9 protein-coding genes are annotated in these 8,579 nt (G+C 30.7%); 7 read left to right on the top strand and 2 right to left on the bottom strand.

Annotated elements, in window-relative coordinates:
- Positions 1-59 precede the first annotated feature (59 nt).
- Positions 60-545: a DUF1569 domain-containing protein gene (locus ACSHW5_RS13720; protein ID WP_435676714.1), complete on the bottom strand. Its 486-nt coding sequence runs from the start codon at positions 543-545 to the stop codon at positions 60-62.
- A gap of 136 nt (positions 546-681) precedes the next feature.
- On the opposite strand from ACSHW5_RS13720, the gene ACSHW5_RS13715 reads away from it, so the two are divergent.
- Complete coding sequence (locus ACSHW5_RS13715) at positions 682-933, top strand: hypothetical protein (protein ID WP_435676713.1); 252 nt, start codon at positions 682-684, stop codon at positions 931-933.
- On the top strand, positions 933-1,091 hold the full coding sequence (locus tag ACSHW5_RS13710) for a hypothetical protein (protein ID WP_435676712.1): 159 nt from the start codon (positions 933-935) through the stop codon (positions 1,089-1,091). Before ACSHW5_RS13715 ends, ACSHW5_RS13710 begins: the two co-directional genes overlap by 1 nt.
- 401 nt (positions 1,092-1,492) lie before the next feature.
- On the opposite strand, the gene ahcY is transcribed toward ACSHW5_RS13710, so the two are convergent.
- Positions 1,493-2,806 (bottom strand): adenosylhomocysteinase, encoded by a 1,314-nt coding sequence (gene ahcY / locus ACSHW5_RS13705; RefSeq protein ID WP_435676711.1) that lies wholly within the window; start codon positions 2,804-2,806, stop codon positions 1,493-1,495.
- Positions 2,807-2,868: 62 nt separating this feature from the next.
- Between ahcY and ACSHW5_RS13700 the strand changes: the two genes are divergently transcribed.
- The 5 genes from ACSHW5_RS13700 (at position 2,869) to ACSHW5_RS13680 (ending at position 8,305) form a co-directional block, all read left to right on the top strand.
- The gene (locus ACSHW5_RS13700; RefSeq protein WP_435676710.1) at positions 2,869-3,495 is read left to right on the top strand and encodes a 4'-phosphopantetheinyl transferase family protein; all 627 of its coding nucleotides are present in this window, start codon (positions 2,869-2,871) and stop codon (positions 3,493-3,495) included.
- A gap of 125 nt (positions 3,496-3,620) precedes the next feature.
- Complete coding sequence (pnuC, locus tag ACSHW5_RS13695) at positions 3,621-4,253, top strand: nicotinamide riboside transporter PnuC (RefSeq protein ID WP_435676709.1); 633 nt, start codon at positions 3,621-3,623, stop codon at positions 4,251-4,253.
- Entirely contained in the window at positions 4,214-4,873 is a 660-nt protein-coding gene (locus ACSHW5_RS13690) for an AAA family ATPase (protein WP_435676708.1), read from the top strand. Before pnuC ends, ACSHW5_RS13690 begins: the two co-directional genes overlap by 40 nt.
- An 87-nt stretch (positions 4,874-4,960) precedes the next feature.
- A complete protein-coding gene (gene arfB, locus ACSHW5_RS13685) occupies positions 4,961-5,365 on the top strand; it encodes an alternative ribosome rescue aminoacyl-tRNA hydrolase ArfB (protein ID WP_435676707.1) in 405 nt (134 codons plus the stop codon).
- Positions 5,366-5,956: 591 nt separating this feature from the next.
- A complete protein-coding gene (locus tag ACSHW5_RS13680; RefSeq protein WP_435676706.1) occupies positions 5,957-8,305 on the top strand; it encodes a TonB-dependent receptor in 2,349 nt (782 codons plus the stop codon).
- The last annotated feature ends 274 nt before the right edge of the window (positions 8,306-8,579 follow it).

Raw genomic sequence — 8,579 nt, 5'->3', positions numbered from 1 at the left:
TTTTTACCTAAAAAACCTTCTATAAAAATACCCAATATGTTACCGAGTATTGCGATTGATTAGCTCGAACTCACGTTTTTTAAGATACTTTTTACAATTTTTAAGTGATGGTTTGTATGTGTATCTAAAAAACGAAAAACCCTTTTCTTGTTGATATGACCGAATAAAGGATGTCTAAAATAGGCGTTTTTATCTAAATTTTTAATTGCCTTAATATGCGCTCTTGCTGCTGCTAATTGTGTAATAATTTCTGAATCTAAAATTACTTCTGGTGGTTTTACATATTTTGGTGCTTTTGCTTTTCCTCTTGGAAAGAAACCAATTTTAAGGCATATTTTACCAATAAGACTAAAGTTATTTCTAAATAATATTGGATTTGAACTTTCCATACTTTTTGCTACCGCATTTATCACTTTTAAACTATGGTCTAAATGCCATGCAACAGTTGCTTTAGAAACCTTAGTATCTATACTTTTACTATGCGAAATATAGCTTTCTAAAGTTTTTAATCTGTTTTCTAATGTTGATGTATTTATTGTTTTCATTTAGAATTTATTTTTTTGAAAGGTAGTATTTTCTAAAATAATAAAAGCTTTTTTAATAATAACAAGCTTGGGTTAGTTATAACAACCTCATCTTTTTTTTAGAAACTATCTTTACTTTTTACTATATTTGTTACATATGGACATTCAATCAGAAAAATATCTTTTAATTCAGCAAATTATTGAATTGCAAGACACTTCAACGATTAAAAAAATTCGTGAAGTTTTATCTCGTAAAAACTCACCTGATGATTGGTACAATACACTTTCTTCTTCTGAAAAAAAGTCAATTTCTAAAGGTTTACAAGATTTAGAAAACGGAAATATTGTTTCTCATAAAGAAGTGATGTCTTCTGTAAAAAGCAAAATTACTTCTCTAAAACAAGCATAGTGGATATTGTTTGGTCTAAAAATGCTGAAAATTCTTTTTTAGATATTATTGAACAAGTTTTTTATAAATGGGGAATGGAAACGGTTGAAAAACTTGAATTTCAAGTAAATGAGCTAATAGAAAATATAAATATTCACAATCATATCTGTCCAAAATAGGCTTATTTAGATTTACATAAATGTGTAATTAATAAACATATTTCTTTAATATATAGAATTTCAAATAAAAACAAAATTGAAATTGTTCTGTTAATCTTTAATCAAAGTGAACATATTTTTTAAAAGATAAAGCTCGCGTTAAGGATTGAACGGTCTGTTTGAGCTCTTTTTGTTTTTTCAACAAAAAAGCGAGTAGTGAAAGCCTGTTAAAACGCCCATATTTCGACAAGCTCAATATAGAAAAAACCCTTTCAAATAAATGAAAGGGTTTCTATATTTATGAGATTCCTCATTAGTTTATCTTGAGCCAAGTCTAAAGACTTAAAAAAACTCATTTCGGAATGACAACGTTGTTTCGAGTTTTTGTCACTAATAACTAACAACCAAAAACCAACAACTATTTAGTATCTATAGTGTTCTGGTTTATAAGGACCATCTACGGTGACTCCAATATAAGATGCTTGCTCTTCACGCAATTCTGTAAGCTCTACGCCTATTTTTGCTAAATGTAATTTTGCTACTTTTTCATCTAAGTGTTTTGGTAACATGTACACTTCGTTTCCGTAAGCTTCTTTGTTTTTCCAAAGTTCTATTTGTGCTAAAGTTTGGTTTGTAAATGAGTTAGACATTACAAAACTTGGGTGACCTGTTGCACATCCTAAATTTACCAAACGTCCTTCTGCTAACAAAATAATATCGTTTCCGTTGATGTTATATTTATCAACCTGTGGTTTGATAGTATCTTTTGTATGACCATGATTTCCGTTTAACCAAGCCATGTCAATTTCATTATCAAAGTGCCCAATGTTACATACAATCACTTTGTCTTTCATTGCTTCGAAATGACGCCCTTGTATAATATCTTTGTTACCAGTTGTAGTAATAATAATGTCTGAATTACCAACAACAGTTTCTAAACGCTTAACTTCAAAACCGTCCATTGCAGCTTGTAACGCACAAATTGGGTCTATTTCTGTAACCGTTACAATAGAACCTGCTCCTTTAAAAGAGGCTGCTGTTCCTTTACCAACATCTCCGTAACCACAAACAGTTACACGTTTACCGGCTAACATAATGTCTGTTGCTCTACGAATTGCATCTACTGCAGATTCTTTACAACCATATTTGTTATCAAATTTAGATTTTGTAACAGAATCGTTTACGTTAATTGCTGGCATTGGTAAAGTTCCTGCTTTTACACGCTCATACAATCTGTGAACACCTGTAGTAGTTTCTTCTGATAAACCGTTAATTCCTGCAGCTAATTCTGGATATTTATCTAAAACCATGTTGGTTAAATCTCCACCATCATCTAAAATTAAATTTAAAGGTTTTCTGTCTTCTCCAAAAAACAAAGTTTGCTCTATACACCAATCAAATTCTTCTTCACTTAAACCTTTCCACGCATACACAGGTGTTCCTGTTGCTGCAATTGCTGCTGCTGCTTGGTCTTGTGTAGAAAAAATATTACAAGAACTCCAAGTTACTTCTGCACCTAACGCTTGTAAAGTTTCAATTAAAACTGCTGTTTGAATTGTCATATGAAGACAACCTGCAATTCTAGCGCCTTTTAATGGTTGCTCATTTTTATATTCTTCTCTTAAAGACATTAGTCCTGGCATCTCTGCTTCTGCCAAGTTAATTTCCTTTCTTCCCCAATCAGCTAAAGAAATATCTTTAACTTTAAACGGTACGTATGCTGTTTTTGTGCTCATATTGTGTATATTTATATTCTAATTTTTGCGACTGCAAAGTTACGACATAGATTTTAAAAATTATGGCTCTTTACAAAACATTAACTATCAGCAACACAACTAAAGTTTTCATTTGGAAAATTGAAGAAACTATAGATGAATTAAAAACTGGCATTTCACTTACAGAAAGTAATGAAACTAGGTATAATTCTATGCATTCTGAAATTCATCAAAAAGGTTTTTTAAGTATTAGGCATTTATTAAAAGAAGTAGGTTTAACAGATGCAGATTTGCATTATGATGAACATGGAAAACCGCATTTAACCAACGGAAGGTATATTTCTATTACCCATTCTTTTGAGTTTACCGGTATTATTTTTTCTTATGAAACTCCCGTTGGAATTGATATTGAAAAACAACGTGATAAAATTTTAAAAATCGCCTTTAAATTTACTCCTATTGAAGAATATAAAACCATTGCAAATTCAGAGGCTTTAATTAGTAAATTAACCATTGTTTGGGGAGCAAAAGAGAGTTTGTATAAAATTTACGGAAAACAAAAACTAGCATTCTTACATCATATTTATATTGAAGATTTTAAGTTTGCTGATGAAAAAACTACTGGTGAAATTCGGTATAATGGTGAAGAATCTTCTTATAATATTCAATTTTTAGAATTTGAAGGATTTACCTGTGTCTATGCGTATTAATTTTTAAGTTGAAACCAAAAACAATCTTGTACTACTACATAAAATAAAAAAGCCCATTAAATTGATACAGCAGAAACTGCTTCAGCATCTTATAATTTTTTACATTTACAATCTTAAAAAACAAAATGTCAGAAATTTTCGATTCCCTTTTTGGGCAATATAAAACCTATGAAACCATAGATGTTACTTTAGAAATTATTGCTATAATTTTTGGTTTTTTGTCTGTTTGGTATTCTAAACAAAATAAAATTTGGGTGTTTCCTACAGGAATGATTAGCACCCTAATTTTTGTCTACCTTCTTTTAAAATGGGAACTTTTAGGTGATATGATGATAAACGCCTACTATTTTATAATGAGTGTTTATGGTTGGTATATATGGACCTATAAAAGTGACGGAGAACATGAAACGCCAATAAGCAGAACAACATTAAAAGAAAAAAAGCTGAGTATTCTTATTTTTATAGCCACACTTATTTTTGTGTATGCCGTGTATACTTATTTTGAAAAATGGACAAATTGGACGGCTTATGTAGATACCATTACTACCGCTATTTTCTTTGTAGGAATGTGGTTAATGGCAAAACGAAAAATAGAAAACTGGATTTATTGGATTGTTGGAGACATAATTTCTGCTCCTTTATATTTTTATAAAGGGTTTACTTTTACTAGTATTCAATATTTAATTTTTACTTTTATAGCAATCTTTGGTTATTTAGCATGGAAAAAACACTTAAACAAACCCCAATTAACATTGTAAAAATTGTACTTTTTGGCCCAGAATCTTCCGGAAAAACAACACTTTCTCGTCATTTAGCACGTTATTATAATACGGTTTGGGCTCCAGAATTTGCGCGTGAATATTTGCAAGAAAAATGGAATAATGAGCGTAAAACTTGCGAAAAAGAAGATTTACTTCCCATTGCAGTTGGACAAATGAAATTAGAAAATGCTTTGGCTAAAAAAGCCGATAAAATTTTAATTTGTGATACAGACTTATTAGAAACCAAAGTATACTCCGAAGAGTTTTATGGTGGTTTTGTTGATGAAAAATTAAACGAAGCAGCAAGTAAAAACTCCTATGATTTGTATTTGCTAACCTATATAGATACTCCTTGGGAAGAAGATGATTTGCGAGACAGACCAGAACTGCGCTTAGAAATGTTTAATGCTTTTGAAAAATCTTTAATAGACAACAACAGACCTTATATTCTATTAAAAGGCGACAAAGAAACTCGTTTAAAAATTGCCACAAAAGCCATTGATAAAATCTTAAAAAACAAAGAAAATTTACACACTTTTTCAGATTCTTTACAAGATATAGACATGCATTTTTTACATCAAAACACAAGCGATTTTGGCACTCCGTTTGAGTATTAAAAAAATAGAAAAAAGAAGTTAGAGAATAGAGCAAAAAAGCTCTTCTATATTCTTTTGTCTATAATCTAAATTCTATTTTTAAACCAAATGAACAAAGAAAACATCATAAGAGAACTAAATTTTAAAGGCATTAGAAGTTCTGGTGCTGGCGGACAACATGTAAATAAAGTGTCGTCTAAAATTGAGTTAACTTTTGATTTAGAAAACTCACTTTCGCTTTCTGAGAATGAAAAAATATTGCTAAAAACCAAACTTTCTAGTAAGTTGACTAAAGAAAATATGTTGGTTTTATTTTGTGATGAATCTCGTTCTCAACACAGAAATAAAGAATTGGCTATCAAACGTTTTTTAGAATTGTTACGGGTAAATTTAATTCGTCCAAAAAAAAGAAGACCTACAAAACCGAGCAAATCTTCTGTTCGAAAAAATATCGAAAAGAAAAAGAGAAATTCGGCTAAAAAAACATTGAGAAAGAAACCTGGCTTAGAGTAAAAACTACATTTTTTTAACTTAAGATTCCGCAATCGTCAAAAGACTCATTTAGGAATAACATTCTTATTATTGCTTTTTAAAAAGGCATAATTTCCAGGAACGATGCAATCTGTTTCTAATAATGAGATTGCCGCAGTGTACAAAAAAGTAAACTTCGTAATGACAGCAGAAAAAAGGATACAGACTTTCTACTGTGCTCAAAATAAACTCCAAGCAAGAAATAGCTTCTAAAAAAAATGCTTTTGTTGTTTTGTATGTCAAAAAACTGAGTTAATTTTGCGCCGTTCTCATAAAGGGGTGCTAATTACAGTTTTTAGTTTTTAGTTTTTAGTTTTTAGTCTTAGTAGACTTTCAAACTTTTAACTTTTTAAACTTTAAACTTCTAAAAGGCTGAGATCATACCCATTGAACCTAGAACAGGTAATGCTGTTTAGGAAATATCGAATGTCATTGCGAAGATTTTTTTCTGAAGCAATCTTTCTTATTGAAGAGATTACCAGGTCGTAAACTCCTCGTAATGGCAGCAACTAATTATTCAATATTAATCACAAGAATAATTACCTCTTTTTATTCGTTTTAAAATTTTTTAAAATGAAAAAAAATATCTTTTTTTTATTCTTGTTTGCAAGTATACTTGCAAACGCCCAGACATTTACACTTAACGGAAAAGTGGTAGATGAAAACAATGATTCTTTACCAGGAGCAACTATTTTGGTAAAAGAAAACAACAAAGGAACTTCTACAGATTTTGATGGAAAGTTTAGCGTACAACTTCTTAAAGGAAAATTTACCATTCAGGTTTCTTTTATGGGGTACAAAACAGTTTCTAAAGAAATTACTGTCAGCAAAAATGAGAACATTTCATTTTCTTTAGCGTATAATTCTACCGTTTTAGAAGAAGTTTTGGTTTCTGCAGTAAGAGTGAATGCAGATGTTCCTGTTACATTCTCTAACCTTTCTAAAAAGGAAATTGCTACACGTAATTTAGGACAAGATATTCCTATTTTACTTAATTACATGCCTTCTGTGGTTTCGTCTTCAGATGCTGGTGCAGGTGTGGGTTACACGTACATGAGTGTGCGTGGTTCTAACGGAGAAAGAATTAATGTTACTGTAAACGGAATTCCGTATAACGACGCCGAAAGTCATGGTTCTTTTTGGGTAAATTTAAGCGATTTTGCTTCTTCTACTCAAAATTTACAACTACAACGTGGCGTTGGTACTTCAACAAATGGATCTGGAGCTTTTGGAGCAAGTTTAAATATTTTAACCGATGCGGTTTCCGAAGATGCTTCTGCAGAAATTTCGAATTCTTTTGGTTCTTACGGAACTAGAAAACACACCGTAAAATTTAGCACAGGTAAAATTAATGAGCACTTTGAAGTTGCCGGACGTTTGTCTAAAATTAATTCTGATGGTTATGTAGATAGAGCTTCTGCAGATTTAAGATCTTATTATTTACAAGGAAGTTACACAGATGAAAACACCTTGATAAAAGCGGTTACTTTTGGAGGAAAAGAAAAAACATATCAAGCTTGGTATGGTTTAACTGCGGATGAATTAAAGGAAGATAGAAGACAAAACCCGTATACATACGAAAATGAAGTAGATGATTACGACCAAAACCATTACCAATTGCATTGGAATGAACAGTTGAATGAAAAATGGTCTACAAACCTAGGTTTAAACTACACAAAAGGTGCTGGTTTTTATGAACAATACAAAGAAGATGAAGATGCTGCAGCTTTTAATGATTTAATTGTTGATGGTTCTGATCTCATAGTAAGACGTTGGTTAGAAAACGATTTTTACGTTGTAAACTTCAACACAAATTATAAAACAAACAAACTAAATTTAATTTCTGGAATTTCCTATTCTAAGTATACCGGAAATCATTTTGGTGAAGTAATTTGGGGAGAAGATTTAGCGCCAAATACAAATATTAGAGATCGTTATTATTTTTCTGATGCCAAAAAAACAGACTTTTCAATTTTTGCGAAAGCTACTTTTGATATTAGTGATAAATTATCTGGTTATGCAGATGTGCAAGGACGTTTTGTAAATTATAAAACCAAAGGGTTAACTTCTAAACGAGCACCTATTGATGTAGATGCAGATTTTAATTTCTTTAATCCTAAGGTTGGTTTAACCTATAAAATAAACGACGATAATAATTTATACACCTCTTTTGCTGTGGCAAACAGAGAGCCAAATAGAAACGATTTTGAAGCTGGAGTTACAACACATGAAACATTAAATGATTTAGAATTTGGTTGGAGATTAAAGTCTGAAAGCTTTAAATTGAACACCAACATTTACTACATGAATTATAAAAATCAGTTGGTGTTAACAGGTGCTTTAGATGATGTTGGCGCGCCTGTAAGAGCAACTTCTGGAGATAGTTACCGCTTAGGTTTAGAGATTGATGCAGACATTACTATAAGTGATCAATTTTCTATAAAACCAAATGCTGCGTTTAGTTCTAACAAAAACAGAGACTTTTTTATTACAAGAGACGGAAACCCAACTCCGCAAGCTTTAGGAAATACAGATTTATCTTTTTCTCCGGATGTTGTGGTTGGAAACATGTTTATTTACAAACCTTTAGAAAAATTACAAATTTCATTTTTATCTAAATTTGTAGGCAAACAATTTATGAGTAATTTTAGCAGCGCTATTTCTGATAATGATGTTTTAAACGACTATTTTACGTCTGATTTAAATGTTGTCTATGAAATAAATCCGAATAAAGTTTTTAGATCTATTGTGTTTTCTGCTTTGATAAATAACATATTTAATAGAGAATATGTAGACCGAGGTTATTATGGCACCTATGATGATAATTGGTCTGACGCAAGTAAGATTACTACCTTAGATTATGCTGGTTATTACCCACAAGCCACTAGAAATTTTTTAATTGGAGTTACCTTAAAATTCTAGCATAAACGTTATTTTTTAATCAAAATTGATTAAAAATGGACTAAAAACAAACAAAACGAGCATTTTCTATTGAAAATCGCTCGTTTTTTTGTATATTGAGATTTCATGAAATACACTTCCCATTTCTTTTTTAAAAACACAAGAATTTTTCAAATTGATTGTAATCATTTGAACAAGTTCATTTCTTGTGCTTTCTAGTTTCATATTCTGCAAAATTTTGCACTTATTTTTTTCTTCCCTCAATTCTTATTAACACTAATTAGAATGCATTTAT

Source organism: Polaribacter sp. (assembly GCF_051251875.1).
Lineage (GTDB): Bacteria > Bacteroidota > Bacteroidia > Flavobacteriales > Flavobacteriaceae > Polaribacter.
Note: the sequence above shows the minus strand (reverse complement) of the source record. Positions and strands in the feature narration are given on the sequence as shown.

Bases quoted from the DNA above. Each gene is read 5' to 3' on its own strand.
- ACSHW5_RS13720 (WP_435676714.1), bottom strand. From the start codon at position 545: ATGAAAACAATAAATACATCAACATTAGAAAACAGATTAAAAACTTTA.
- ACSHW5_RS13715 (WP_435676713.1), top strand. From the start codon at position 682: ATGGACATTCAATCAGAAAAATATCTTTTAATTCAGCAAATTATTGAA.
- ahcY (WP_435676711.1), bottom strand. From the start codon at position 2,806: ATGAGCACAAAAACAGCATACGTACCGTTTAAAGTTAAAGATATTTCT.
- ACSHW5_RS13700 (WP_435676710.1), top strand. From the start codon at position 2,869: ATGGCTCTTTACAAAACATTAACTATCAGCAACACAACTAAAGTTTTC.
- pnuC (WP_435676709.1), top strand. From the start codon at position 3,621: ATGTCAGAAATTTTCGATTCCCTTTTTGGGCAATATAAAACCTATGAA.
- ACSHW5_RS13690 (WP_435676708.1), top strand. From the start codon at position 4,214: ATGGAAAAAACACTTAAACAAACCCCAATTAACATTGTAAAAATTGTA.
- arfB (WP_435676707.1), top strand. From the start codon at position 4,961: ATGAACAAAGAAAACATCATAAGAGAACTAAATTTTAAAGGCATTAGA.
- ACSHW5_RS13680 (WP_435676706.1), top strand. From the start codon at position 5,957: ATGAAAAAAAATATCTTTTTTTTATTCTTGTTTGCAAGTATACTTGCA.